Here is a 26,439-nt window from a genome sequence, read left to right on the forward strand (position 1 = left end):
AATTTCAGAGTTAGAGCATGATGTCGTCCGAAAACCGCTGATACTTTTCGGCATCATGCTCTGGTGTCAATCCGCAAAACACTGCCACGGACGGGGAACGGACGCTATGGCAAGCTTGGAACTGCTCGGCTTCGGCTCGACCGGATGGGGCGCGCTGTTTATTGCCGCCGCCTTGATGACGCTGGCCGTCACGGCAACGGCGCTGGCGATCGGCGCGGTGCTCGGCGCGATCGTCGCGGCGGCGAAACTCTCCGGCAATCTTATCCTCGTCACGCTCGGCAACGTCTATACGACCGTGTTTCGCGGCGTGCCCGAACTGCTGATCATCTATCTCATCTATTTCGGCGGCTCCTCGGCCGTCACCGCGATCGGCCAGGCAATGGGTTACGAGGGTTTCCTCGGCTTGCCCTCCTTTATCGCAGGCGCGCTTGCCGTCGGCATCATCTCCGGCGCCTATCAGGCGGAGGTGTTCCGCGGCGCATTTCTCGCCATCTCCAAGGGCGAGCTCGAAGCCGCCTCGGCGATCGGCATGCATCGCGGCATGCGCCTTCGCCGCATCATCATGCCGCAGGTGTTTCGCCTCGCCATTCCCGGGCTCGGTAACGTGTGGCAGCTCAGTCTCAAGGATTCGGCGCTGATCTCCGTCACCGGCCTTGCCGAGCTGATGCGCACCAGCCAGGTGGCGGCAGGCTCGACCCGGCAATATTTCCTGTTCTTCATTGCCGGCGGCTGCCTCTATCTCATCCTGACCAGCCTTTCGGACCGCATCTTCAACGGGGCGGAGCGCCGCGCCAACCGTAGCATGCCGGCATCGGCCATGGGCCAGGCGTAAGGAGGCGACAATGGATTTTACCTTCATCGCCTCGACCCTGGTCACCCTGCTCAAGGCCGTACCGACGACGCTCATCCTGTTTTCGCTGTCGATCATCTCAGGCGGCTTGCTGGCGCTCGTCATCGTCTGGATGCGGACCAGCGGCAATCCGGTACTTTCGGGTTTCGCCAAAGGCTATATCTTCATCTTCCGCGGCTCGCCGCTGCTGATCCAGATGTTCCTGGTGTTCTACGGCCTCGGCCAGTTCGGCTTCATCCGTTATTCCTTCCTCTGGACGTTCCTGCGCGAGCCGATGGTCTGCGCCGTGCTGTCGCTGGCACTCTGCACCGCCGGTTACACGGCGGAGATCTTCCGCGGCGGCATTCGCGCCGTCTCCCCGAAAGAGATCGAAGCGGCGCGCTCGATCGGCATGTCCGGCTTCCTGCTGGTCCGCCGTATCCTGGCGCCGATCGCCTTCCGCCACGCGCTGCCGGCCTATTCCACCGAGATCGTGCTGATGATGAAGTCGACGGCGCTTGCAAGCCTCGTCACTGTCTGGGAGGTGACCGGCGTCGCCCAGCGGCTGATCTCGCAGACCTACCGCACGATGGAAGTCTTTCTCTGCGCGGCGATCATCTATCTCATCCTCAACTTCATCATCCTGCAGGGCATGGCTCTGCTCGAATATTCGCTCTCCCGACACCGCCGCGCGGCCCCGCAGGCGCTGAAGGCGTAGCAGTTTTGACCCGATTGGAGCACCCATGCCAGGCGTAACCCGACTATCGGTCCGCAATATCCGCAAGAGCTTCGGTACGCACGAGGTCTTGCGCGGCATTTCCCTCGATGCGGAAGACGGCGATGTGATTTCGCTGCTCGGCGCCTCCGGCTCCGGCAAGTCGACCTTTCTGCGCTGCATCAACATGCTCGAAACCGCCAGCGACGGCGAGATCTGGGTCGATGGCGAGGAGGTCCGCATGGTGCACAAGGGCGGGCGAAGCAAGCCGGCCAGCCAGAAGCAGGTGGACCATATCCGCTCCGAGCTCGGCATGGTGTTCCAGTCCTTCAATCTCTGGTCCCACATGACGATCCTGCAGAACGTCATCGAAGGTCCGATCCATGTGCTGAAGCGGCCGCGCGCCGACTGCATCGCCGAGGCCGAAGCGCTGCTTGAAAAGGTCGGCATCGCCGATAAACGTCATGCCTATCCGGCCCATCTTTCCGGCGGCCAGCAGCAGCGTGCGGCGATTGCCCGCGCGCTGGCGATGAAACCGAAGGTTATGCTGTTCGACGAGCCGACTTCGGCGCTCGATCCAGAGCTTGTCGGCGAGGTGCTGCGCGTCATGCGCGCGCTTGCCGAGGAAGGCATGACCATGCTCGTCGTCACCCATGAGATGAGCTTTGCCCGCAACGTCTCGAACCGCGTCGTCTTCATGCGCGAGGGGCTGATCGAAAGCAGCGGCAAGCCGGACGAGATGTTCACCGGCGGCGCGACACCGGCTTTCCGCCAGTTCATCGGCCATTTCGGAAGCGGTCAATGACGATCACCATCGATGCCGTGCTGACCTGGCGCGATGTCGCGCGCGTCGGGGCAGGGGAAGCGCTGGCGCTGTCGCCGGCCGCCTGGGGGCGGGTCGAGCAGGCAAGCCGCATCGTTGCGCGTATCGTCGAGACGGGCGTGCGCGCCTACGGCGTCAATACCGGCGTCGGGGCGCTGGCGGATACCGTCGTCGATCGGGCCTCGCAGAGCCTGTTGTCACGCAGCATCGTGCTCAGCCATGCCTGCGGCGTCGGGCCATTGCTGGCTGCCCGCGAGGTGCGTGCTATCATCGCTGCTGAGATTGCCAATTTCGCCCATGGCCATTCCGGCGTGCGGCGCGAGATCGTCGAGCATCTCACAGCTCTGCTGGAACATGATTGCATTCCCGACGTGCCATCCAAAGGCTCTGCCGGTTATCTCGTCCACAATGCCCATATTGCGCTTGTTCTGATCGGCGAAGGCAGCGCTCACGTGGCCGGCCGGCGCATGAGCGGTCGCGAGGCGCTTGCTGCGATCGGGCTCGAACCGCTGGTGCTCGGCGCCAAGGAAGGCTTGAGCCTTGTCAACGGCACGGCCTGCGCCACCGGCCTGACCGCCGTGGGGCTGTCACGCGCCGAACGGCTGCTCGACTGGGCCGATGCCACCGCAGCCCTGACGCTGGAAGCGGCGGGCTGCCAGATCGCCGCCTTCGACGCGGCTGTGCTGGCGCTGCGCCCATCGGCGGGAATAGAGAAAGTGGGAGCGACGCTGCGCGCGCGGCTTGCCGGCAGCGGCCTTGTCGCCGCCGCCTTCGGCCGGCGCACGCAGGATGCGCTCAGCCTTCGTTCGGTGCCGCATGCGCATGGCGCCGCCCGCGACGTCTTCGACAATTCCGCCCGCGTCGTCGATCAGGAGCTTGCCTCAGTGACGGACAATCCGGCTGTCTCAGGCACGCCGGAACAGCCGATCGTCTGCTCCGAGGCGCATGCGGTCGCCCCGGCGCTCGGGCAGGCAGCCGATAGCCTGGCGATTGCGCTCGCTCAGATCGGTGCGATCAGCGAACGGCGCATGGACCGGCTGGTCAATCCGCTGGTAAGCGGCCTGCCTCCGTTTCTGGCCAGCGACGCCGGCCGCCATTCCGGCTTGATGATCGCCCAATATACCGCAGCCGCCCTCAGCAACGAGAACCGCCGCCTTGCCGCACCGGCGGCCATGGACGGCGGGCTGACCTCCGGCCTGCAGGAGGATTTCCTCGCGCATCCGACGGCCGCCGCCAGCAAGCTGCTCGCCGTCATCGACAATGCCGAATATATCCTTGCGATCGAGCTGATGGCCGCTGCCCAGGCGCATGATTTCCTGGCGGCCACCGCGCCGCGGGCGGCAGGCACGGACCTTGTCTATCAAGCCGTGCGGGAACATGTTTCCCATTATGGCGACGAACGGCCGCTCAACGGCGATATCGAGACTGTCCGCACCCTGATCCGCGATACTGCGCCGCCGCTATAATCGGACTCAGAACGGCTGGGTTTCGGAATTCTGCTTTGGCTTTTCGCCGGCCTCGAGACGTCTGAGGCACTGGACGAAGGTCGGGTAGAGCTGCTCCACCCGCGAGAGCGGCAGCGTCCAGTCGCCTTCGTCGCCGGCAAAGGTGATCTGCACGTCGGGCATTCCGGCAAAGGAACTCTTGATGATCTTCTTCAGTCCGGCGCTCCCTTTGCTGGCCGGACCCCAGAGGCGAAGCGTGTTCTTGTCGAAGAAATCGGCGGCGATTACTTTCGTCGCCGTACGGTCGGTCAGCGTCACCTCGGTCTTGGTGCCGGCCGGAATGTCCCATGTGGTCTTTGCGACCAGCCAGAACGTCTCGGTTGCGCTCTGGCGGAATTCCATGGTCTTGCCGATCTCGCTGTCCCACAGCAGGCGGCAATAGGGGTGCGGGCTCGCGTTCGCAAAGCCGACCGACCATTGCCTCGCGCCGCCTATCCATTCGGTCTCGCCGAAGGCTGAGACCGGCTGCAGGAGGGCCGCCATCAGAACCACCACTGTCGGAATTTTCATCGCCGAAATCACCTCCAACGCAATCGGCTCCAGCAATAGCAAAAGAAGGTTGAGCTTTTGCTACTACAGCGCCGCGCGTCTTATTTAACACGCAAGGACGCTGTAGCGGTTTGAACTGCTGTTCCCGATTGCCGCCAATCCTATAAGCGATTTGGACGCGGAGGATTTCGCCTCTCACGCCGCCAACCCGGCGATCCGCGAAACCAGCCACAGCATCGCGGCGGTCCCGATTATGTAGGCGCCGAACCGACGCGCCGGTGCGGGCTGTATCGTGCTCAGCGCGCCTGCTGCCCGAAGCACGACCAGCGCCACGGCGACGAAGATCAGCTGTCCTGCCTCGACACCCAGGTTGAATGTCAGCAGGCTCAGCGGCACATCGGATTGCGGCAAGCCGATTTCCATCAGAGCGCCGGCGAAACCGAAGCCGTGCAGCAGCCCGAACGCGAAGGCAACGACCCAGGGGTAGCGCTCGGAGAGCCGCCTTTCGCCCGGCTTCATCTTGATCAGTTCGTTTGCGACGAATGCGATGCTGAGGGCGATCGTCGCTTCCACCGGTTTCTGCGGCAAACTGAAATATCCGAGCGAGGCTCCAGCCAGCGTGATGCTGTGCGCGATCGTAAAGGCCGTGATCGTCTTGACCAGCATCCAGCGGTCTCGAATGAGCAGCATGATCGCAAGTACGAAGAGCAGGTGATCGAGACCCGAGAGTATATGGTCGACGCCCAGCAGAAAATAGGTCTGGGCGAACTCGAGGCTTGTCTGCGCGCCGGCTGCGGTGAAGGAGGGCGCGTCCGGCATGAGGCGCACGACCTCCGTGTCGCCGTTCTCGTATTCGATGCGGACGAGCGCGTCGGTCATGGTCGACTTGAGGCCGTTGATGCCGATCTCGCCGCCCCTCAATCCCCCAGCACAGGCGACGGTCCTTCGCTCCAGATAAGCTCCGTCCACGATCGACCTCGCCGATTCGGCTTTCTCGATGCACTGCTTCGGCAGACTTGCATAGAGCCCGAGACGCATGTCGCCTTGCGCCGGAATCTTCCAGACGACGGCGAACTCGTCGCTCGCCGTTTCGCGCATGTCGAGATAGGCCGGCCGAATCTCATGAGGGTACCCCGGTGTGGCCAGCAACACCGGCATCAGCACGGCCAGCAGCGCCCCAAGCCGCGTCATGGGTCGGTTCCCGCGCCGGCCGGGCTTTCGATGCTCACCACATAGCGCTTAAGGAGTTCGGCGAAGCGTTGGTTCTCGAGTTCTTTGCGTTTAGCGTTCGTCCACTCCCGCGCAACGGCGTCGCGAACCTCGTCGAGCGTCGGCACTCGGCCAGGCACGCGCTCCGTCACGCGGATCAGGTGCAGCCCGAAGCCGGACTTGACGGGACCCGTCCACCGGCCCGCAGGGATCTTGTCGAGTTCTTCCGCGAAATCGGCGCCGAAGGCCTGGCCGATCGATGTCTTGCTCGTAAGTGGAAGCTCCGGTGGAAGCTGCGAGGCATCGCCAAGCGAAGCGGGATCGGCCGCAGGCTGGCTCAGCAATACTTCGAGGATGGCGGCCGCTTTTTGTTCGATTGCTTCTCCGTGCCGCTGGGGATTCAGAACGATTTGCTGGAAGGCCAGCATCGGATCGATCTCGAACGTGGCTGCATTGGCTTTCAGATAGGCATCGAGCTCCGCATCGGTCGCTGTCAGCGTTTCGGCGTCGGCCGCGTTCAGGAATTCCATCTTCTGACGCAAGCGGCGACGAACGACCGTGTCGTCCCTGTCGAGCCCGATCTCCAGCGCCTGGCGTACCAGAATTTCTTCCTTCACATGGTCGTCGATCAGGCCCTTCAATTCCTCGGCTGTCGGGGGGCGCTGCCAGGTCTTTGTGAACACGGTCGCCATCTGCTCGATCTTCGGCGCCGTGACGACGATGCTGTCCGCCTTGTCGTCCGTATCGGCGCCCAGGAGCCGGTAACCCGCGAAGATCAGCAGCGCGAGAGCCAAGAAGTGGACCAGCGGCTCCCTCAGCACGCGTTTCAACAAGATCGTGCTCACGCGTTCGCCGGTCCTGCATCCGGTTCAACCGCCAGTATCGCGATCACGGCGTGTACCATATCGGCGAGGTATAGGCGCGTTCGATGACGGTCATCTGCGTGCCCTCCAGCGGCTTTGTCCCGAACCGTTTGGCGTCATAGGCGGTCCACCGCGGCGTCGGTATCTCGATGACGCGTCCGTAATAGAAGGCCTTCTGTTTCGGATCGAAGCTTGGATCCTTCCAGACCGCGATCAGTTCCGGCGCACCGATGGTGTTGGTCCAGGTCGCGTTCTCGATATCGACGGTGCTGCCGACCGATGGCACCTTGCCGTCGGCCCCCGGCTTGCGGTCCCCGCCCCAGGCGACGTCGTACACCTGCTCATGCATCTCGCCCTTGTCGTCGAGCCAGCCCTTGACGATCTGGTAGCGGTCGAGGTTGCCCCCAATCGGGTCTCGCAGCGCAGCGACGAGGAACGACGGTGCCTTGCCTTCCGGCGCTGCCGTCAGGTCGCCGCCCATGGGCACGCCCTTGCCGTAGCCGATCACGCCGGGATTGCGGGTCTCGGCATCGGTAGGCTCGAAATCCCAGCCGCCGAAGAAGCGCACCATCATGCGCGGTCCCGTCGTGGCGTAGGTCTCCTTGCGCTGCATGGCGTCCCAGATCGACTCGCGGGTGTTCTCCGTGGCCCACACGGCGGCGTAACCCGACGCGCTAACCTCCCAGTCCATCACGGTGATGTTCGTCTTGGCATTCTTGACGAAAGTGGCCGTCAGGCGCTCGGGGCTCGGCTCCTGCGGCGTGGTCTTGCCGAAGAAATTTTCCTCTTCCATGGCCGCAAGGCCAGTATGCGCGTCGGAGCTGCCGACCAGCCCGAATTTGTAAGGGTTCGTGCCGAGTTCGGCTTCGAGCTTGAGGCCGTTCTTCAGCGCGGACCGTGTATATTCGAATTCGAGCATGTCAGGCGTCTTCGGCACGCTGGCATCGAGATTACCGAAATCCCAGGTCTCGAAATCCGCGAACTCGTCATTGGGCGACAGGATCGGGTGAGCTTCGCCATCACCCTTCGTCTGGGTTGTCTCGTAAAGGCGTTCCCACCTTGAACGCTGCTCGACATATTCCTTGTCGACCGGCTTGCCGGTGAAGGATTCGATCAGCGGGAACATGCGGCCGTTGGACAGATTGCCGTTGTGCGCGATCGCCAGCACGTTGCCGCCGGTCTTGTCCTCATAGGCCTGCATCCACTTCCATAGGTCGCGCGGATTGTCGCTGCCCAAGGGCTTAAGCGTCGTATAGGGCACGACCTGGTCGGCCTTGTCGGCATTGTCACGGAAGACGACATTGCGATGCAGATTGTTGCCTGCCGTGTTCGAGGTCCACTCATAGCCGATGAAGGCGGTGAAGCGGCCCGGATCGTTGTATTCCTCGGCGGCCTTTATCGTGTCCTGCCACGCGTTCTTGTAGGGACGTGTCTCCGGCCCGTAGATCATGCCCTTAGGGAGCGTTCCCTTGCCGAAGCTGAAGATGATCTCGAGCGCGGCCTTGCCGCCTTGTCCCGCCTTGATCTCCTCGTACCAGGTCCTGGCCTGCGGATCGGAAATGACTTCCGGCTTGCCGGCGAAGAGGTCGGGGAACATGCCCATGTTGTCCGAGTGGTCGGCCACCACCAGAAAGTCGAGCGGCCGTGACAACTTAGCGGGCTGGCCGCTCGACGCCGTGATCTCCTCGCCGCGAGCAAAGCGGTAGGCGTCGCGAGGCGTCAACCGTGCGCCGAATGCGCCGGCATCGAACGAGGCTCCGGTGTGGAGATGCGTGTCGCCGAATAGCGGCCGGGTCGGAAAATTGCGCCCCGCATAGGGCGAGTAGACAGGTTTGCTGGAAAACGCCTTTCCGGCCTTCGCGCTGTCCAGAGTACCTATATCGGTGGTCTCCTGGGCCGCGGCCGGCAGGGCAGAGCTCAGGCTTACGAGCCCCGCCACTATCAACTTCGCAGATGTCTTGTTCATCGCTTCCCCCCTTTGCAGCAGTTATACTTGAACTGTCTGAGCTGACTATTTGTTGATTTGCATCAATGACAGGAAACCTTGTCTCTCCTTGGTCATTCTTAAGCGTCTTGTGACTGCCATCCCTGATATGACAACCACCGCATACGGCGACTAGCAGAGAGAAATTGTAGTTCGTCGAGAGTAGGCTGTTTCCCGACTATTCAATTGTTCGCGAAAACTACTGCTGGCTTGGTGGGCTGCCGATAGTCGAAGTTGACTTGAGTTTCAGCGGTATCCTTGACCATCTCGACTTCGGGGCCATGGCGATCGGCGAGGCCCGGTACGACCGTTACAGCATCTTTGGCAACGTCATGTATTCCAGGATATCGGCTCCACCGGCACGCCCCGAAGGGTCGTGGCCTCCGACGGTCGCCGGCGGGTTGAAATACTTGCTGAATTCTCTAGCCGCAGCCCCAGATGGGTAGGCTACAGTACATTAGATTATTATAAATTACATCACATAAGGAGCGGGTGTATGCCTTAAATACCGGCCGTATCTTCGGATGGGGTCCAGCGCGCCGCGGCAACCAGTGCCATCCAAGAAGCGATTTTCATCATCAATCCCTCCATGATCCGATTGAACTCAGCCCGCGAAACAGGCTTCCTCCGGAGTGAAAAGATTTAGCTCGGTCCGATCCGTGTTGGATACCGAACTGTGAACCGCTGTTCTTGCCACGGCGGCTCTCTGCTTCCAGGAGGCGTCGTTCGGCTCCGGGGCCAAGCGAGCATGCTGGAAGGATAATCGCTCACAGTACGACGTTCGCCGGCCCGGCGTCAGAAACGAATGGCGACCCCTAAGATCGGTCCCTGCTGGACAACGTCGAAGACAAACCCGTCATTCTCGTAATTGACGCCGAGTGCACGATATCCCGCGACCGCGGAGATGCTGTCGTTGAACTTGTAGCCGAGGCCCAACGCCACGTCCCAGTCGATATCGGCGCCGCCAGCACCCACTAGGCCCCATCCGGTGACATAGATTTGCGGCGTGAAGAAGTAGTTTCCTCGGACGCCGGCGACGGCATCGACCCATGTGGCGCTGTCTTCGACATCCACTCCGGCCAGAATGCCGCCATTGAAGGAGATCTCGGTTTTGGCCGACCAGACCTTCATGCCACCGACCACGTCGAGGTGGCCATTTTGGTCTTCGAGCACGGCGTAACCGACGCCAAGAAATCCCGCGAAGGTCTTCGATGTCACATCGACGCTCTCGGCGAGGATGCCGGCAGGTGTGTCGGCGTCGGCACCGAGCTTGGTGTAGATCACGTCACCGACGATGCTGAAGCGATCGTATCTTGCTTCGCCTGCCGCCATGAAAGCGAAGTCGAGATTATTGAGGATATCGCCGAAATCCGCGTCGATATGAACTTCCGGAAGCCCAAACTGGCCAATATCGCCGGATATGCCGGCAGCCCAGAAATATGGCGCGAAGGTGAATTCCCAGCCGCTCTGGCTCTCGACAGTTTTTGCTTCCGGCGTAAGTGGCGTGACATCAGCGGCATTACCGGCCGACGCCGCGCAGACGCCTGCCAGTAACAGAATGGCATGCAAGTGTATGGCTTTCATGAGAATCCCCCGATCTCGTTTGTCGCCTCGGCACTGTTGTCCCGAGTCGGCACTTTGCAGCGAGAAGTAGATTTGGACAAGCTTAAATACCTATTTTCCGTTGATCGCCTGCTTCAGCTTTCCGATGAGGCCTGAAATCTGCTGGTCCTCAGGCCTCAGTCGCGCCAGATTTTCCGCATGTCTCAACGCCTCCGGCAGCCGTCGAAGCTTGAGACTGTATTGGAGTGCCAAGCCGATGACGTCGGCGCCTCCTCCCGCCGCCCAACCATCGAGCCTGTCCAACGCCTCTCCCGTCCGGCCAGCCGAATCGAGAGCGACGGCCAAGGTCGTCTTGTAGCGGGAGTTTTGCGGATCGAGCCGCACCGCTTCTGCGAGTTCCGTTATCGCCTCGGCCAATGCCTGCTTGCGCACCAGGGACAGCGCATGTCCGTAACGCAGATCCGCGCGTTCGGGCGCCATGCCGATCGCTTCGGCATAGGTCTGCTCCGACCTGTCGTTCTGACCGGTGGCGCGGTAGAACTCGGCGAGATTGATGCGCATTCCCTCCAGTGTCGAGTCGAGCGAAATCGCCCGCCGGAAGGCGGCCTCGGCCTCGGCCGTACGCTGTCGAGCGAACAGGAAGAAGCCATAATTGCTTTGGGTTTCCGCGACGTCAGCATTCGCCTCCACGTAGGCGCGCAGGTCCGCGACGGCGGCTTCGAAATTGACTTGCTGATCGCCGAAGAGGTGGGGAGGAGTGCCGGCGAGCACGTTGGCGGCAGCAACGCGGACCGCGCGCGTTTGATCGCCGAGCAGCTTGCCGATCGCATCCAGCCTCTGCTCCGGCGGAATGTTGCCTGCCGCTTCCGCAGCGCCGAGCCTGACGAGCGGATCTGCATCGGTTGCGGCCGTTTGAATGTCGGCGGTGATATCCGCGCCGCCAGTCCCGCTCATTGCGGCGATGGCGCTTCCCCTGACAATTCCTGCTTGGGTTTGGTCACCGACAAGGTCGCGCAGAGCCTCCACCGCGGCTCCATCGCCGTTTGCAGCTCCGGTGAAGGCATGGGCGATCGACGCGCGTTTGCGCCATTGCGTCCCGTACCATTTATCCATTTTTTCGGCTGCCCAATCATTCGTTCTGTCGACATGGCAGGTCGTGCACGCATTCGGCGTTCCGAGGGTTGCCGACAGGTCTGGCCGGGGGATGACGAAGGAGTGGTCGCGGCGCGGGTCGACCTTCATGTAGGTGCGTTCCGGCATGTGGCAATTGGCGCATTGTGCACCGGTCGAACTGGCTTGGTGGCGGGTATGCGCGGGCGTGTCGAACAGGCCGCTCGGATCCTGCTTGACGAAGCGCTCCGGCTTCGTCTCGGTGTGGCATTGCGTGCACAGCGCATTGCCTTCAGCCTTAAGGCCGGCATCGTGCGGCCGATGACAGTCGAGACAGGTCACGCCCGCCCTTGCCATCTTGCTTTGCTGAAACGAGCCATATTCGAAGACCTCGTCGCGTATCTGTCCGTCCGGGAAATAAAGATCCGGTCGCAGCAGGGCGGGGGAGAAATAGTCGAGAAAGGGCTTTCCCGGCTGATAGCCGTCCAGCAGCCGGGTGCGTCTGGCGTGGCAGGCGAAACACATGCCCGCATCGACTTTCGGCAGGCTTGTATCCTGCATGGAGGACGAAGCATTGCCCGAACGCGCCGAAGCCACGTGTTTCGCGCCGGGGCCATGACAGGACTGACAGCCGATGCTGGTGGCGACGTAGGTCGACTTGTATTCATTGGTCTGCGGTTGAAACTTCGCCTGGGGGTCGGTCGAATGACAATCGATGCAGGTGCGGTTCCAGCGATAGAAGGGACCTGTCCAATGATAGGTCGATCCGGGTTTGGCCGGGGTGCCGTTGCCGAGCCAGAACCACTGCCGTCTGACCGTATCCCAGGCTATATCGAGAGCCTGCAGCCGCCCGCCTCCGATCTCGACGAGATACTGCTGCAGCGGTTCGTAGGCGAAGGTATATTTGACTTCGAACTCGCCCTCGCCTCCGTCCGCACCCTCGGTGTTCACGAAGAAGCGGCCATCGCGGCGGGTGAAGGTCGTGACGACGCCATCATGTTCGAACCTGCTATTGTCGAAATCGCCGCGGACCGTTTCGTCGTCGGCGAGCGCCATGGCCTTGGCATGGTGGGACTTCGAAAAAGCCGCCGCCTGATCGGCGTGGCAGGATGCGCACGTCTTTTCGTCCACGAAACCCTCATGGATCGATATTCGCGGGTCGGCAGCGGGCGTCGAGAGGGCGTCACTCGCAAGGCTGTGCTTGGCAAAGGAAAGCACCAGGAAAAGCAGGAGGGCCACTCCTCTCACCGCTGCTGATCGGACAGACGCTGCCACTCAATCGCTCCCCGTCGACGCTCCAGAAGGTCACGGCGCCATCATGCAAGGCTCCGGCGCTCGGCGCATTCCCCTAGTCCTTGAACACCTGCTTCCAGTCGGCCTTCATGTCGACGACGGTCCAGCCGGCGATGGAGGCGGCATCGAGCGCCTTGTCGAGGCGGCCGAATTCGGTTTCGCGGTCGTAGGCGTATTCGCGCTCGGCATCGGTATGATGGATCAGCACGCCGAGCCTGGCAGGCCCGCCGGCCATGGTCGTCCATTGCAGCATTTGGAGATCTCCGTCGGAATTGCCGAAGGCTGCAATCGGCCGCCTGCCGATCTGCTGGTTGATCCCGACGGGTTTGCCGGCCTTGTCGTCGATGAAATTGATTTCGGGGAGCCGAAAGAGGGTCGGTGTGTCGTCCTGCATCCTGAACTCGGTCTTGATCGACGAGCCGATCACCTGCTCTGGCGGGACACCATAGACCTTTTCCACCCATGGCCGCATGAACTCGACGCCGCCGCCTGAAACGATGAAGGTCTTGAATCCATTGGCGCGCAGGTAGGCGAGAAGCTCGATCATCGGCTGGTAGACAAGCTCCGTGTATGGCCGCTTGAATTTCGGGTCGCGTGCTGAAGCAAGCCAATCGGTCACGACTTTCTGGAAATCGCCGCTGGTCATCCCCGCATGCGTGGTCATGATGAGTTCCATCAGGCCCTTTTCGCCGGATGCGGCGAGCGTCTTCATGTCGCCTTCGAGCACCGCCTTGAACGGCTGGGTTTCCTTCCATTCCGGATGCTGCGGAGCGAGTGCCTTAACGCGGTCCAGGGCGAAGGCGAGCTGGGTGTACATCGGATGTTCCACCCACAAGGTGCCGTCATTATCGAACACCGCGATCCGTTCGTTTTCCGGGACGAAGTCGGGCGATCCCTGACCGGTAACCTTTTCGACGAAAGAGACGATGGCAGCTTTCGAGGCTGTATCGTTCCAGGAGGGCAAAGGATCGCTTTGAGCGAATGGGGAAGTGGCATGAAGCAGTGCGGCACCGAGCGCAATGATCATGAGGCAGATCAATCGCGGCGCCAAGCGGACAAGAGACATTGGTCATTCTCCAGGGTTGGCAACAGGGAAAACAAGAACGGGCGGCGGCCTCGAGAGCCGCCGCTCTTTGTCAATTCCCGGTCGGGAGGGTGAGCGTCACGCCATCCTTGGCGAGTTGATCCCGCACCCATTGAAAGCGTTCGTAGTTCGAGAGAGTGATCGGACCCGTGTAGCCGACGCTCTGCATCTTTCGGGGAGGATACTTCATGTAAGTCGCCATGATCTTCTGGAGCTCTTCGCCCATGACAACGCCCATCCAGGTTCGTTCCGCAAAGTTGTTCATGAAGATGTCATAGCGCTCTTGCGGATCCTGCCAGAGGTCGAACACTTGGGGAACCGTCGCGACATACTTGTCCGGCCCCTTCCAACCGAGGTTTGAATCAACCGCCAGTCCGCCGGTCGACGCTCCGTCGTCGCCACGAAGATTGAACGCAAACTTGTAGTTATTGACCCGAATAGCACCTGGCGACAGCTCATTTTCAGTGAAGTAGAACCAGGATTTCCGCTCCGATTTCCCCGTGCCAAGGAGGATCGGCGACATATCATAGCTATCGAAAATGATTGGCTTGTTTTCGCGGTCCTCTGTCGGAAGAGGGACCGCGCCGACTGCGGCAAACGTCGCCATTAGATCGAGCCCGCCGACGATGTCATGGTTCGACGTGCGAGGCTTGATCTTTCCCGGCCAGACCGCGATCGCAGGGACGCGATTGCCGCCCTCGCGCAACGTGCCCTTGGTGCCTCGCAAGGGGGTGTACCCGGCGTCCGGATAGACATCCTGCCAAGCGCCATTATCGGTGGTGTAGAACACGAGTGTATTCCGTTCCATTCCCGTTTCACGCAGCTTGTCCATGATCCGGCCAATACGGGTGTCCAGCTCCACGATCGAGTCGGCATACTTGCTCTTGGACAGCGACTTGTGCTCGAATTCGGGCGCCGGCATGTTTGGCTGGTGCACCTTCATGAAATTTACATTGATGTAGAATGGCTCGTCGGGCTTCTTGGCGGCGGCGTCGAGGAATTCCAGCGCTGCTTTTTCGACATAGCTGTCGAAGTAGGGGATGCCGACGACGCCCTCCTTGCCGTCGATAACCGGCGTATCGACATATTGACCGTTGACTTTGAAGTCTTCAGTGACAGGTCCACCGGCCTTGCCGGAAAGCGCCCCCTTCGTCACCCTTTGGAACATTTCACGCAGCTTCGGGTCCATGTCCGGAAACCACGTTGGGTCCGCGTAGGTGTAGGCATTCAGATGATAGAGGCCGGCGTACCGCATCTCGTCATAGCCTTGCGCAATCGGCAGAGCATAGTCCGCTTCGCCGAGATGCCATTTGCCGGTGAAGTAGGTGTGATAGCCACCGCGTTTCAGCACGGATGCAAGCGTCCATTCGGCCGCGGGCAATCCGCCGCCCTGGCCTTGAAAGGCGACCGTCGTCATGCCGCTGCGGTTGGGAATGCGTCCCGTTTGCATGGCGGCGCGACCGGGCGTGCAGCTCGGCTGGGCGTAGAAGGAAAAGAAGGTCATGCCTTCGTCGGCCAGCTTGTCGATGTTCGGGGTCGGCATCCCGCGCCCTTCACCCCCGCCATAGGGGCCGAGATCGCCGTAGCCGGTATCATCCGAAACGATGAACAGAATGTTGGGTTTTCGCTGAGAGTCCTGCGCTTGCACGGGCAAGGCTGCACACCACAGAATGGTGGATGAAGCCAAGGCTCCGATGCAGCGGATAAGGATTCTGCCGTTCATGTCAAATCCCTCCGTTGGAGTTCGGTCGATGACGGTGTCGCTCGCGGCAAAGGTCTGCGATCGCATGCGTGCTCGACCGGACTGCTTTGAAAATGACGTTCCTGCCGTAGCTATCTCCGGCGGGTTACGAAGCCGACCGCATATCTGCCCCGGCGCGCTGGACCTTAGCGAATACGGTCTTCGCCCGATATTGTACTTTGGGGAATCCCGCTCTCGGGAAGCAATCGAAAGTAGTGCTGGGGCAGATGACGTCGCAGCGCGAAGCTGTTATTGTTCGCCCGGCTTTGGGGGGAAAGCTGATGGGCTTGGGCAAATGGTCAGGTCGATTATGCTGCACTGCCTTTTTGTTGGCGGTGGCCGCCCTGGGTGTGTCCAGTCGTCAGGCAGCAGCTTCCGACCCCTCGATTGCCGTCATCGACCGGGTTCCCCGCGTCCTCGTTCTTTATCCTTATGACGAGAGGGTCGCGGCGACGACCGCTGCCGGTGAGGCGTTGCGGAGCCGTTTGCTGCAGGCGACCAACGGCAAGATCGATCTGTTTTCCGAGTTCCTGGATCTCTCGCGGTTTCCGGAAAGCGATCATGTCGCGCGCATGGCCCGATATCTTGGCGAGAAATACGCAGCGCGTCGCCCCGACGTGGTCGTGGCCGTCGGCCGGGAATCGGCCAGCTTCATCGTCGAGAAACGCGGCACGATCGCTCCCGGCGCAAAAATCGTCGCCGCCGGTTTCGGCACCGCCACCGCCGAGAAGATCGCTCTGCCTTATGACGTGATAGGAGCCTTCTCGACATTCAACATTCTGAAGACGGCCGAGATGGCCCGGAGCCTGCAGCCCGATGCCCGCCACCTCTACATCGTCGGAGGCTCGTCCGACTTCGACCGGACTTGGCTGACGACGGCCCGCGCAGATTTGAAACAGTTCTCCAAATCCTTTGATACGACGACCTATCTGGAAGATCTGACGATCGACGAATTCATCGATCGCGCCTCGCGCGTGCCGCCCGACAGCATCATCCTGGCATTGACGGTCTTCAAGGATCGGACAGGACGCAACTTCATTCCGCGCGACGCGATCAGACAGATCGCAGCGACCGCCAGCGCACCTGTCTACGGTCCCTATCAGACCTACATCGGTTATGGCGTCGTCGGCGGCAATACCGTCACATTCGATGGCCTGGGCCGGACCGTCGGCGACCTCGTCATCGATGCGATTGCCGGCAAGCCGGTGTCGGATCTCGAAGCGCCGCAGACATATGTCGCCGATGCCCGGCAACTCCAGCGCTGGGGACTTGCCGAAAAGGACCTGCCGCCGGGCACGGTCCAGATGCACAGGGATAAAAGCCTCTGGGAGGAACACTGGGTCATATTGACGGCGGGGAGCGGGCTCCTGCTGGCGCAAGCCGGCATTATCTCGGTGCTTCTGCTTGAGCGGAGGCGCCGCCGCGACGCCGAGCGCAGCGCGCAACTTCACTTGCTTGAAGCCGTTCATCTTAACCAGTCCGCGACAGCCGGTGCGTTATCCTCGTCCATCGCTCACGAACTGAATCAGCCTCTTTCGGCGATCAGAAACAATGCCGAGGCAGCCTCGGTGCTGCTGCGAAGTGCGAACCCGGATCACGAACTGATCCAGCAGATTCTCCTCGACATCCAGGAAGACGATCAGCGCGCTGGCGACATCATCAGCCGGATGAGAGGATTGCTCAAGAAGAGAAACGAGATCGATTGGCAGGAGTTCGATCTGAACGATGTCACATCGAGCGCAATCCGCATCATTCACGGCGAGGCGGAACGGCGCGGAATTAAGCTGACCTCAACCCAGCCGCCGGGCGAGCTGCCGGTCCGTGCCGACAAGGTTCACGTGCAGCAGGTTATTCTCAACCTGGCGACCAACGGGATGGATGCCATGCTGAACACCGTCCCGGCCGGGAGAACGCTTAGCTTCGCGACGGGACTGGCGAACGAGAAGGCGGAGCTGCGGGTCTCCGACACCGGAGACGGCATTCCCGAAGAGAGGCTGATCCGCATCTTCGAGCCGTTCTATACCACCAAGCAGGCGGGTACCGGGCTTGGGCTTTCCATAGCGCGCGCCATTCTCGAGACCTATGGCGGTACCATCCGTGCCGACAACCGCCCCGAAGGAGGCTCGGTCTTTCGCGTGGCCCTGCCGCTCGCCCACAGGGAGGAGCGATCGAGATGAAACCGGTTGTCCATATCGTCGATGACGACAAATCCTACCGGACGGCGATCGCAAGGCTGCTTTCCGCCCATGGCCTCAGGGTCGAAGGCTATGAATCCGGAGACCAGTTTCTCGCCCGACTTTCCGCTTGCGAGCCGGGCTGCGTTCTTCTCGACCTGCAGATGCCTGGCCAGTCCGGCCTGCAGATCCAACGCCGGCTGTGTGAGCTGGCGCCGCTATTGCCGGTCGTGTTCCTCACGGGGGAAGGAGACATCAAGGCAAGCGTCGAGGCGATGAAGGCGGGTGCCAAGGATTTTCTGGAGAAGAGTTCGACCACGGCGGCATTGATGGAGGCGATCGACCATGCTCTCATTCAATATGGAAGACAGCGGGCCGAACACGACCGTCTCCAGGGCCAGCGGGCGCTGGTGGCGGGGCTTACGCCGCGCGAAGCCGAAGTGTTCCGGCTCCTCATTCGCGGCCGTCTCAACAAGCAGATCGCTCATGCGCTCGGCATCTCGGAGCGGACGGTTAAGGTGCATCGCCATCAGGTCATGGAAAAACTTGGCGTGCGCTCGCTGGCCGAGGCGGTGTCGATCGCCGCGAATATCGGTCTCATCGAGCAGGATACGGCATCGCCGGCGAGTGACAGGTGTCTCCTTCCCCTTAGGACAATATCAATCGACCTCTAACTGGCCTAGTCTCACCAGGAACCGTCAATCTCTCATATGTTCGAAAGAGGAGGGGGCATGAGGTGGAGAAGCTTCGCCGCACGGTCGCTGTCGTCGATGATGACGCAAGCCTACGGCGCAGCCTCGGGCGGCTGCTCAACGCTTACGGTTTTCTGGCCGAGGAGTATGCATCCGCCGAGGACTTTCTCGCTCGCGATCGGAAAAAGCCGATAGATTGCCTTGTTCTTGATATCGACCTCGGTGGCATGTCCGGAATCGATCTGCAACGCAGGCTGAAGGCCGAGAGGACAACCCTTCCGGTGATTTTCATCACGGCGCTGGAAGCCGGCGCCGTGAAGGCGGAGGCGGAAAAGGTGGGATGCGTTGCTTATCTGCAGAAGCAATTTTCCGGAGCCGCGCTGATCGCGGCCATCAACAACGCATTGGCATGATGTCCAAGGAGCCCATCCAGGCTCTCAGCCAAAGCGGGATGGGTATCGTTGGCCAGGTGGGCTGATCCTCGCGCAAGACGCTGAGTTGAAGGAAGATTTCCCTCTTCGTACACTCCATGGGAACGGCTCCCCGTCGAAATGCCTTTCCCCATCTCGCGGGTGGTGTCGAGACCATGGACGGCGGCCTCGCCGAGCGCAAAAACTCGCTTCAGGAGCGCCGTGGAATGGGGCAGGGCCTTGAATCCCGAGGTTGCATTGCCGATTTGGCGAGGACCGACATGATGTAAAGGGAGTTCGACGGCAGGCATGACCGAGGTTCAACGCGGCGCACGGCCAGCAATCTTAGCGTTTTGGCTTTCGGTCCATGATGCGTTTGTTGTATTTTGCGGCTAGCGCGGGTGCGGCGGCAAAGACGCGCTTTTCAATCTCATCCTTCTGTTCCTGTGACACTGCGCCAGGGCTGAACTCGCAAAGCGCTTCGATGACCTCCGCGCGAGAATGCCCGTACTCTCCAATGCTCTGAGAAATCACGCGGTCCTCGACAAATTGCCAATCTACCGTCGTAGGTTCGGTCGTTGCGAGTTCTTGAGCCGCTATTTTGCCTAAGGTACTTCTCGCGCCAAGCGATTGCTGCAGGGCAGTGATACCGCTGACGCGCTTTTGAAATTCCTCATCTTCATTGAAAGGTGGCTTGAAGGAAGACCGACTGGCAACCTCTTTCGTGCGCGCCTGAGTGATGAATGACGGAACAGACGGCTTTGGCGCATCTATCTCCCCATCTGTGAAAAGATTGGGGAATAGCCGCTCGCGGTAATCAAGCGGGAAAGCTATCCGCACGGGTGTTTTCGGTGAGGAGGACTTCAGAAAGCCACCATCGAGCAGGGCCTTCAATGTGTTTCGCGCTGTACGGTCGGGCGACTTCGTGATGAAGCCGATATCACCGCGATCTATCGAGCCATGTTTCAGGACTGCCGAGATGATGTCCGGGGCACGCTTATCGTCGATAACATCTTCGATCAATTTGCGATAACGGCTTTCAAGCTTGTCGAAAGAGAAGACAGCATTGGAAAACTGAATCTGATCAAGGGCCACCGACAAAAACCATTCGCAAAAGTCTTGAAGTGCCTTTGCAGAAAGATTGCCTCGGCCATCTCTATCATTCATCCGCTGCTGGTCGGCATGATCCATCATGCTTTTGTATTCTGTCTTGTCTTTGAGGCCACGGGCCAAGCCACGCGATATGGACCACAGCCCTTTCCCGCCCACACCTGCTTCCTGAGCCATTGCGTGCGACATCAGCCGGCTCACCCGGCCGTTCCCGTCCATGAAGGGGTGGATGAAGTTGAGACGATGATGCGCCGCCGCGATGGCAATGATCTTGTTGGTAGCTCCGGCCTGCGCGGCTGCGTAGCGCTTGGAAAAATGTTCCATGAACGCTTTGACATACGCGGAGGATGGCGGCTGGTGCCGACCGACGGAGACATCGTCTTCGCTTTTTGATCTGAAGGCGCCGGGAACGATCTCGACCTTAGGTCCATCACGGCCTTCGACGAAGCGGAATTCTTCCGGCATCTCCTCATAAAAGCGACGATGTACCCAAGCGATGAACTCGGAAGATGTTGGTGATGGCAACGCACCATCCCGGCTCAAACGGTCAATTTCACGCTGAACGACAACATGCGCCTTTGCCTCCAAGACCAGAGGGCGCGTAGCCTCCTCAATTTCAACGCCCGCGAGCGCTCGCTCGATGTCCTTAGGACGCGTGTTGTGCCCTTCGATCAGGTTCGAGTAATAGCAGTTCATCACCCTCACGAGGTCAGAGAGCTCGAAGGCGGCGTCGTTGTGCAGGCCGTAGCCCAGCTTCGCAGCTGCCGCCTGAATCTCCACAACCAGATCGGAGATCGAGGATGGGATGCTTTCCTCGAAAAATGCGGGCTCAATTCGGGTCGGGACTTCCTCTGCCATTTTTTGCCGATCTTTTTATCTCGAAAACATGATTATATTTAGGAGGTTAACACGCCTAAATCAAGAAAATTGCCGATGTTGATTGCCGATCTTTGAAGTTTGCAACATGTCGATGGTTTTGCCGATGGTTGACAACAAATTTGTATCAATAAATCAGACGCTTACCTAAGACGTAGCGACAAACCTGCCGATGTTTCTTGCCGATCTTCGCTGCCCACAGTTCGCCATGAATATCAGGCGGATTCCGCATCTGACGGCCAGGTATCTGGCGAGCTTCACCAGTCTCATCGACCAGGATATAGCATCGCTGGCGGGGTGATCGGAGCCCTTCCCCTTAGGGCGGCGGCAACAACGCGTTTTTTCCGACCCGCCTGCGGCAGACCTTTGCCAGGACGCGACCGGATCAATACCTTTCCCCATCACGCGGGTGGCGCCGATGAACCATGGAGGCGGCTTCGCCGACCCTAAAAACTCGCTTCAGGAACGTTCTTGCATGAAGCTGGGCCTTGAATCCTGAGGTCGCGTTGCCAATCTGGCGAGAACCGACATCATGTAAAGGGAGCTCGACGGCAGGCATGACTGAGGTTCAACGACGAGGTTTTCTGACAAGGCTTACCGCCTATGAACCGCTGACACTGATTACGCTGGCGTCGATCGCCGGCGGACTGTTCGTGCTCCAGCGGCTGACGAGTGAAGTCCTGGAAGGCGAGAGCTTTCGCTTCGACGAGGTGATCCTGCTGGCGTTGAGACGCGCGGACGATCTTGCCGTTCCGATCGGCCCAGACTGGCTGACGCATGCCGTCGACGATATCACCGCCCTTGGCGGCATCACCGTTCTCTCGCTCCTGACGGCTCTGATCACCATCTATCTTTTGTTCGACCGGCGCTGGCCGATCGCTATCTTCGTCTTTTCCTCGGTGCTGACCGGCTGGCTGGCCAGCGCGACACTGAAGATCCTTGTCGCCCGGCCGCGTCCCGATATCGTGCCGCATCTGGTCGAAGTGAGCGATCTCAGCTTTCCTAGCGGACATGCCATGGTGTCGGCGGTAACCTATCTGACCCTAGGCGCGCTTGTCGCGCGAACGCAGCGTTATCCGTCGACGCGGATCTTCGTCATGGCCGCCGGCGTCTTCCTTGCCGTCATTGTCGGTTTGAGCCGGGTCTATCTCGGAGTCCATTACCCCACGGACGTCTTCGCCGGATGGTGCGCAGGTGCGCTCTGGGCGCTCGGCTGCTGGTTGATCTCGAAGCGGTTCATTCCGAGCCGCGCGCCTGACGCTGCCGCCGAGGCTGAAAACGGTGACAGAAGATAGCTCTCCCAAGTCTCGTCCATCGCGTTGACGGCGGAGAGATAGGGGATGTCGATCAAGGCGGATGCGCTTCCAGATTTTCGATTTCATCCTTCAATACCTTCATGCACAATCTTTAGCCGCGCACGCCTTTTTCCTTTCTCGCAGCTGTTGCACAGTGCTGCCGGCATCAACAACGCATTGATCTCCGCCGTATAACGGACAAAAACCATGACAACTCTGACAACGATCACCTCGACGGTCGCGGCCGCATTTCTCGGATCCTTCGTCGAGGTTGTTGAAGCCTTCACTATCATCCTCGCCGTCGGCGTCACGCAAAGCTGGCGGCCGGCCTTCATTGGCACCGGTCTTGCGCTCGGCGTTCTGGCCATCCTTGTGCTGGCGCTCGGTCCATTGCTCGGCCTCATTCCGGTCGAGCTGATGCAGTTCGTCATCGGAACGCTGCTCGTTCTCTTCGGCCTGCGCTGGTTGCGCAAGGCGATCCTCAGGGCTTCGGGCTTCATCGCGCTGCACGACGAGGACAAGGCCTTTGCCGCCGAGACGGATAGCCTGAGGCGCCAATCCTCAGAGCGCCGCGCGAACCTCCTGGCGGGCATTGCGGCCTTCAAGGCCGTGCTGCTCGAGGGGATCGAAGTGGTGTTCATCGTCATCGCCACCGGCGCCGGACACGGCATGATCGGTTATGCCAGCCTTGGGGCCGCCGCGGCTTGCCTGCTGGTGCTGATTATCGGCATCTTCGTGCACAAACCGCTTTCGGCGGTTCCTGAGAACAGCCTCAAATTCGTCGTCGGGCTGCTCCTTAGCGCCTTCGGCATATTCTGGGTCGGCGAGGGCATCGGCGCCAACTGGCCGGGCGACGACCTTTCGCTCCTGGCGATCCTTGCCGTGCTTTCCGTCTTTTCCTTCGCCGCGGTCCGGATGCTGCGCCAGTATTTCAACGCCCATGCCGAGGTCACTCCATGATGAATATTCTTAAACTCGTATTCAGGGAATTCTTCGGTATGTTCATCGACGACGGCGCATTGGCGCTGGCGGCGCTGCTGCTGATCGCTGTCGTCGGCGTGCTGGTGAAATTCGCCCATGCCGACGCGCTGCTCGCCGCCGCTCTGCTTCTCCTCGGCTGCCTGCTGATCCTCGCCGAGAGCGTGGTGCGCGCGGCGCGGAAGAAGTTTCAGGGGAAATAGCCTGGAGCATGATGCCGTCAACATCATGCTCCATTTCTTTGACTTAGAGCAGCTATTGGGCGCCTGGAACAGGTGTCACCAGCGAGCTCATCGAGCCGCCGTTCAGCGTGGCGCCCCGTGCTTGCGGCGCCACATGCACTTGAGTGCTTAGCTGCGCGGCTTCAGATTTTCCGGGTCGTAGATCGGCTTGTACCCGACGCCGACAACCTCGACCGGATAGCTCTCGGCGAAATACTCGACATTCAGCCTGCGTCCGACCTGGCAATACGACCAGGGCAGATAGGCCAAGGCGATGTTCTTTCCGACCGTTGGGCCGTAGGCGACCGAGGTCGTGTAGGACCGACGGCCAAGCTCGTCGACCAGGACCTCTCCCGTGGCGGGATCGACAACCGGCATATTGCCGACGGGATAACGCTTCACGCCCGACTTGTCGGTATTCTCGGTCATCACAAGCGTGCAGAGCATGGCCGGCTGATGTTCGCGCGCCTTATATTCCAGATGTTTTGCCTTGCCGCGGAAATCGGCTTCCTTGACCTTCGGACGGGCGAGATCGGCTTCGATCAGGTTGTACTGAGTCAGAAGGTCGGCGTTCTGCAGGCGTAGGCTCTTTTCCATGCGGCGCGAGTTTGCATAGGTTTCGACACCGAAGGCCATCACACCGGTCGAGCGCAGCGCATCCCAGACGGCGAGGCCGTCTTCATACTTCATGTGCAGTTCCCAGCCCTGCTCCCCGACATAGGAGATGCGGAAGGCGGTGACGGGCTTGCCGGCGATTTCGATCGGCTTGATCGCCGCGAAGGCGAAGTTTTCCTGATCGAGGCCGGCCGGATCGGCGACGGCCTTCTTCAGCGTGTCGCGCGCGTTCGGGCCCCAGATGCCGATCGTCACGAATTTCTCCGAGACGTCGGTGATCGTCACGTCAAGGCCGCGGTCTTCGGCGACGCGCTTCATATAGTGCAGGTCGCGCGGGCCGGCATCGGCGCCGTTGACGAGGCGGCACCGGTCGGCCATGCGGAAGACGGTGAAGTCGGCGCGCACCATGCCTTCGTCGTCGAGGAAGTGGGTGTAAATGCCCTTGCCGATGTTTGCATCGCCGCCGATCTTGGCGGCGCACAGCCATTCCATCAGTTCGACATGGTCGGGTCCCTCGATATCGACCATGTGGAAGTGGCTGAGATTGACGATGCCGCAGTCATCGCTCATCGCCAGATGCTCGGCATTCGACACGCGCCAGAAATGGCGGCTGTCCCATTCATTCTCGCGAACCGGGACGCGGTCGGCATATTTCTCCAGAAGGTGCTCGTTGGCTGCGTAGCCGTGTGCACGCTCCCAGCCGCCAAGTTCCATGAAGTAGCCGCCCAGCTCCTTTTCGCGCTCGTAGAAGGGCGAACGTTTGGCGTTGCGGCCGGATGCATAGGGTTCGCGGGTATGAACAGCCGGGAAATAGATCTTCTGGGCGGCTTCAAAGCAGCGGCCCTCGATAAACTCTTCCGTCAGCTGGTGCGGATAGAAACGGGCATAGTCGATGCTGTTATGATCGATTTCAGTCCGGCCATCGGTCATCCAGTCGGCGATCAGCTTGCCATAGCCCGGGCCGTCCTTGACCCAGATGGCAACGCAATACCAGAGACCGCGCACCTTCTGGCTCTCGCCGCAGGATGCCCCGCCGGCGGCGGAAACCTGCAGCAGGCCGTTGAAGGAGTGACCTTCGTTATAGCCGAGTTCGCCGAGGATCGGCGTCAGTTCCATGGCGCGCTCGAGCGGCTCGATGATCTGCTCCATTTCGAGGTCACGCTGCGAGGGCGAAAGGCGCGCTTCGTGTTTTTCGAGGAGCTCGCGCGGATGGCACATGCGCGGATTGGTGGCTTCGTAATAGCCCCACTCGATCTGGCCGCCCTCCGTCGTCGACGGGTCGCCGGTATCGCGCATATAGGCGGAGTTGCCCTGGTCGCGCAGCAGCGGGTAGCCGATTTCCTTGCCGGTGCCTTCAAACTCGTTATACGGACCGAAGAAGGTGAGCGGGTGGTCGACAGGCATGACCGGCAGGTCTTCGCCCACCATCTCCGCGATCAGGCGCCCCCAGAGGCCGGCACAGACGATGACGTGGTCGGCCATGATCGTGCCGCGATGAGTGACGACGCCCTTGATGCGACCGCCTTCGACGATCAGCGACTTCGCCGGCGTGTTGCCGAACACCTTAAGCTTGCCGGCCTTTTCGGCGGCATCGACCAGCTTGCCGGCAACTGTCTGCGAGCGGGGAATGACGAGGCCGGCATCCGGATCGTAAAGGCCGCCCATGACCTGATCTTCCTCGATCAGCGGGAACTTCTTCTTGATCTCGGAAGGGCTGACATAATGAGCGCGGGTGCCGAAAGCGCGTGCCGAGGACAGCTTGCGCTTGATTTCCTCCATCCAGGTATCGTCGCCGGTGCGCGCCACTTCGAGGCCGCCGATGCGGGCGTAATGGCCCATCTTCTCGTAGAAATCGATCGAATATTGCGTCGTCCAGACCGACAGATAGTCGTGGCTCGTGGTGTAACAGAAGTCCGAGGCATGGGCTGTCGAGCCGATATCGGTCGGGATGCCCGACTTATCGATGCCGACGATATCGTCCCATCCCCGCTCGACGAGATGATGCGCGATGGAGGCGCCGACGATACCGCCGAGCCCGATGATGACGACCTTTGCCTTTTCCGGAAATGCTGCCACGTGCTGTTCCTTCTATTTATCGCACGAATTAAAATGACCTGTCCGCGCTTGACGTACGCTTTGCGCGTGAGATGCAGGAGCCATGTCAGCGTCGTAGGAGTGTCACGTCTGCCGAAGCAGCGGAACCCCAGACCGCTGCGCATGGAAGCTGCGATGAGGGTATTATGCATAAGGCGCGTGACCGTCATTGGTCCTACGCCGCCTAGTAACGGCGTAATTGCGCCAGTCCGGATCGAGGCGGTGAGGCAACCGCAAAACAGCGCCGGCGGCCCGGGATCACGGCGCCGCAATCGCTGCAAGTCGGTCGATGTCGACCAGCACGATGTCTTCGGAAACAGGCTCGCGATTGTGCAGCCGGAACCATTTGGCTGCTTCGCGCACCCGATCTCCATGCGGCGGCGGATAGGCGCCAAGTCCGAGAACCCATTCCCGCACGGTCTCGCGCTCCATTCGCCCGGCCCGGTATCGATCGCAGACGGTTTTTGCCGATGCGACGAGATCATTGATACTTTTCACGGAATACCCTCAATGCACGGATGGCTCTTCATCTTCGAGAAACGATCGAATGCCGTCGCGCGCGACGACGGCCAGGAATTCGTCGAAGGCATCCCGGTCAGTCGCAAATGGCTCGTCCCAGCGGATCAGATCTTCCGCTTGCGTGACCACTTCCATCGTCCAGTCTTCATTGCTGCCCGATGTGCGGAAGATATCGACGAGCACGGTGACACCGTCGTCGGTGAATTCTCCCGCCAGTTCGGAGTGTTCTAGCTTTTCTTTTTTTGCC

At 60.6% G+C, this 26,439-nt stretch carries 22 protein-coding genes; 10 read left to right on the top strand and 12 right to left on the bottom strand.

Translation table 11 applies throughout. From position 1 onward, the window contains the following. Positions 1-106: 106 nt before the first annotated feature. Genes FY112_RS14470 through hutH form a run of 4 tightly spaced genes read left to right on the top strand, consistent with a single transcriptional unit; the run spans position 107 to position 3,833 of the window. Positions 107-832 (top strand): ABC transporter permease subunit, encoded by a 726-nt coding sequence (locus FY112_RS14470; protein ID WP_017957878.1) that lies wholly within the window; start codon positions 107-109, stop codon positions 830-832. Positions 833-842: 10 nt separating this feature from the next. Next, a complete protein-coding gene (locus tag FY112_RS14475) occupies positions 843-1,547 on the top strand; it encodes an ABC transporter permease subunit (RefSeq protein WP_077980241.1) in 705 nt (234 codons plus the stop codon). Between the two features lie 25 nt (positions 1,548-1,572). After that, positions 1,573-2,349, top strand: coding sequence for an ATP-binding cassette domain-containing protein (locus FY112_RS14480; protein WP_003548676.1), 777 nt, complete (start codon positions 1,573-1,575; stop codon positions 2,347-2,349). Next, entirely contained in the window at positions 2,346-3,833 is a 1,488-nt protein-coding gene (gene hutH / locus FY112_RS14485) for a histidine ammonia-lyase (RefSeq protein ID WP_131621427.1), read from the top strand. Before FY112_RS14480 ends, hutH begins: the two co-directional genes overlap by 4 nt. 6 nt (positions 3,834-3,839) lie before the next feature. Here the strand turns inward: hutH and FY112_RS14490 are convergent, their stop codons facing one another. The 8 genes from FY112_RS14490 to FY112_RS14525 form a co-directional block, all read right to left on the bottom strand. Further along, positions 3,840-4,382 (bottom strand): hypothetical protein, encoded by a 543-nt coding sequence (locus tag FY112_RS14490; protein ID WP_131621429.1) that lies wholly within the window; start codon positions 4,380-4,382, stop codon positions 3,840-3,842. Positions 4,383-4,556: 174 nt separating this feature from the next. Then, on the bottom strand, positions 4,557-5,552 hold the full coding sequence (locus FY112_RS14495; RefSeq protein WP_151518641.1) for a HupE/UreJ family protein: 996 nt from the start codon (positions 5,550-5,552) through the stop codon (positions 4,557-4,559). Continuing rightward, complete coding sequence (locus tag FY112_RS14500; protein ID WP_231284020.1) at positions 5,549-6,391, bottom strand: peptidylprolyl isomerase; 843 nt, start codon at positions 6,389-6,391, stop codon at positions 5,549-5,551. Before FY112_RS14500 ends, FY112_RS14495 begins: the two co-directional genes overlap by 4 nt. Before the next feature lie 67 nt (positions 6,392-6,458). After that, positions 6,459-8,399, bottom strand: a complete 1,941-nt coding sequence (locus tag FY112_RS14505; RefSeq protein WP_151518642.1) for a DUF3604 domain-containing protein — start codon at positions 8,397-8,399, stop codon at positions 6,459-6,461. A gap of 813 nt (positions 8,400-9,212) precedes the next feature. Beyond that, a complete protein-coding gene (locus FY112_RS14510) occupies positions 9,213-10,001 on the bottom strand; it encodes a DUF481 domain-containing protein (RefSeq protein WP_151518643.1) in 789 nt (262 codons plus the stop codon). A gap of 90 nt (positions 10,002-10,091) precedes the next feature. Continuing rightward, the gene (locus FY112_RS14515) at positions 10,092-12,338 is read right to left on the bottom strand and encodes a cytochrome c3 family protein (protein ID WP_246700676.1); all 2,247 of its coding nucleotides are present in this window, start codon (positions 12,336-12,338) and stop codon (positions 10,092-10,094) included. A gap of 100 nt (positions 12,339-12,438) precedes the next feature. Then, positions 12,439-13,449: an HAD family hydrolase gene (locus FY112_RS14520; RefSeq protein WP_151518645.1), complete on the bottom strand. Its 1,011-nt coding sequence runs from the start codon at positions 13,447-13,449 to the stop codon at positions 12,439-12,441. 70 nt (positions 13,450-13,519) lie between these two features. After that, a complete protein-coding gene (locus FY112_RS14525) occupies positions 13,520-15,190 on the bottom strand; it encodes an arylsulfatase (protein ID WP_151518646.1) in 1,671 nt (556 codons plus the stop codon). 299 nt (positions 15,191-15,489) lie between these two features. Between FY112_RS14525 and FY112_RS14530 the strand changes: the two genes are divergently transcribed. From FY112_RS14530 to FY112_RS14540, 3 genes are all read left to right on the top strand, one after another. Next, positions 15,490-17,385, top strand: a complete 1,896-nt coding sequence (locus tag FY112_RS14530) for a HAMP domain-containing sensor histidine kinase (RefSeq protein ID WP_151518647.1) — start codon at positions 15,490-15,492, stop codon at positions 17,383-17,385. Then, positions 17,382-18,056, top strand: a complete 675-nt coding sequence (locus FY112_RS14535; protein ID WP_151518648.1) for a response regulator — start codon at positions 17,382-17,384, stop codon at positions 18,054-18,056. Before FY112_RS14530 ends, FY112_RS14535 begins: the two co-directional genes overlap by 4 nt. Positions 18,057-18,118: 62 nt before the next feature. Then, positions 18,119-18,487: a response regulator gene (locus tag FY112_RS14540; RefSeq protein ID WP_151518649.1), complete on the top strand. Its 369-nt coding sequence runs from the start codon at positions 18,119-18,121 to the stop codon at positions 18,485-18,487. A 342-nt stretch (positions 18,488-18,829) separates the two neighbouring features. Here the strand turns inward: FY112_RS14540 and FY112_RS14545 are convergent, their stop codons facing one another. Further along, positions 18,830-20,452: a Fic family protein gene (locus tag FY112_RS14545; protein WP_151518650.1), complete on the bottom strand. Its 1,623-nt coding sequence runs from the start codon at positions 20,450-20,452 to the stop codon at positions 18,830-18,832. Positions 20,453-21,027: 575 nt separating this feature from the next. On the opposite strand from FY112_RS14545, the gene FY112_RS14550 reads away from it, so the two are divergent. The 3 genes from FY112_RS14550 to FY112_RS14560 all read left to right on the top strand — a co-directional run bounded on the left by FY112_RS14550 (position 21,028) and on the right by FY112_RS14560 (position 22,946). Beyond that, on the top strand, positions 21,028-21,765 hold the full coding sequence (locus tag FY112_RS14550; RefSeq protein ID WP_151518651.1) for a phosphatase PAP2 family protein: 738 nt from the start codon (positions 21,028-21,030) through the stop codon (positions 21,763-21,765). A 207-nt stretch (positions 21,766-21,972) separates the two neighbouring features. After that, positions 21,973-22,725, top strand: a complete 753-nt coding sequence (locus FY112_RS14555; RefSeq protein ID WP_151518652.1) for a COG4280 domain-containing protein — start codon at positions 21,973-21,975, stop codon at positions 22,723-22,725. Then, positions 22,722-22,946 carry a hypothetical protein gene (locus FY112_RS14560; RefSeq protein WP_094088461.1) on the top strand — a complete coding sequence of 75 codons (225 nt, stop codon included), beginning with the start codon at positions 22,722-22,724 and terminating at the stop codon, positions 22,944-22,946. The genes FY112_RS14555 and FY112_RS14560 overlap by 4 nt, the downstream gene beginning before the upstream one ends. 147 nt (positions 22,947-23,093) lie before the next feature. Here FY112_RS14560 and FY112_RS14565 read toward each other — a convergent pair whose 3' ends face one another. From FY112_RS14565 to FY112_RS14580, 3 genes are all read right to left on the bottom strand, one after another. After that, complete coding sequence (locus FY112_RS14565) at positions 23,094-25,655, bottom strand: FAD-dependent oxidoreductase (protein WP_151518653.1); 2,562 nt, start codon at positions 25,653-25,655, stop codon at positions 23,094-23,096. 276 nt (positions 25,656-25,931) lie between these two features. Then, positions 25,932-26,171 (bottom strand): hypothetical protein, encoded by a 240-nt coding sequence (locus FY112_RS14575; protein ID WP_151518654.1) that lies wholly within the window; start codon positions 26,169-26,171, stop codon positions 25,932-25,934. A gap of 9 nt (positions 26,172-26,180) precedes the next feature. Then, positions 26,181-26,439 (bottom strand): hypothetical protein (locus FY112_RS14580; RefSeq protein ID WP_151518656.1); only part of this gene is annotated, 259 nt, incomplete at its 5' end.

Origin of the sequence: Rhizobium sp. PEPV16 (genome assembly GCF_008919455.1) — a bacterium.
Taxonomy (GTDB): Bacteria; Pseudomonadota; Alphaproteobacteria; order Rhizobiales; family Rhizobiaceae; genus Rhizobium; species Rhizobium leguminosarum_Q.